Origin of the sequence: Arthrobacter sp. HMWF013, from assembly GCF_003061105.1 — a bacterium.
Taxonomy (GTDB): Bacteria; Actinomycetota; Actinomycetes; order Actinomycetales; family Micrococcaceae; genus Arthrobacter.
In genome coordinates, this window is sequence record NZ_QAIQ01000488.1 from 7,158 (window position 1) to 8,093 (window position 936).

The following is a 936-nucleotide window of genomic DNA, read 5'->3' on the forward strand; positions in this document are numbered from 1 at the left end:
TCCGCAGCTCCTGGTACCGCAGCCAGAACACGTCGGCGGGCTCGCCAATCACGCTGGAGTCCACGAGACGTTGGCCGAGTTCGAGCAGCATCCGCCGCAGCAGCGGCCAGGCCAGGCCGACGTCGGCCAGTGCGTCTTCGCGGATCGGCGCGGTGCTCTGTGCCCACCGGAGCAGCCGGAGGAAGGCGGCGCGGCGGCGGGGCCCGAGGCGGGTGCTGACCAGCCTGGTCTGGTTCTCCCGGCGTTCGGCGGAGTGCCGCTGCCGTTCGTTCGGATCTGTGCCCTGCCCGCGCAGATAGAACTTCACCGTTCCCAGCGGTGCCGACGGATCGTCGGCCGGCACCGGGTTGGCGAAGTCCAGGTTGTAGACCGTATGGCCGAACCGGTCCAGGTGGGCCTGAAGGCGGGAATGCCACTGCTCCCACAACGACTGATCGAACCCGGCAGGCGCGGCGCCGGTGCGCTGGGACCCGGCCAACGCCGTCGTCGGTTCATGGAGCAGCGCAGCGGCCAGTCCGGGTACGCCGCGGGCCCACGCGGCAAGGCCGTACAGCGACTTCTCCGCCCGGATGGGTTCGCTGTCGTAGCCGAGGATGAAGGTCTGCGCCGGGGGATCCCCGTCTCGCCGGACGAGCTTCTCGTAGAACGCCCGGAAGGAGAGTTCGCTGCTCGCGGCCAGCGGAATGATGGACTGCACGGCCGTGTAGTACACGGTGCCGGCGTCCAGCAGGGCCTGCGCACCCTCCAGCAGCTCCTCGCCGGAGAGCTCCGCGACCGGCTTCGCCTGCCAGTCCTCGATCACCCGTTCGTACTTGGGATGCGAGTAGTCGCGCCAGCCGGCCACCCCCATGTGCGCCTGGCCGCGGGCCAGAGCGCGGACCGCCGGCAGCGTCTTGCCCAGCATCCGCAGCATCCCCGCGGTGCGGTAGTAGTAAT

1 pseudogene is annotated in these 936 nt (G+C 70.2%); it reads right to left on the reverse strand.

Annotated features, from left to right (window positions below):
* A pseudogene (locus DBR22_RS24715) lies at nt 1–936 on the reverse strand (PEP/pyruvate-binding domain-containing protein); the annotation flags it as partial.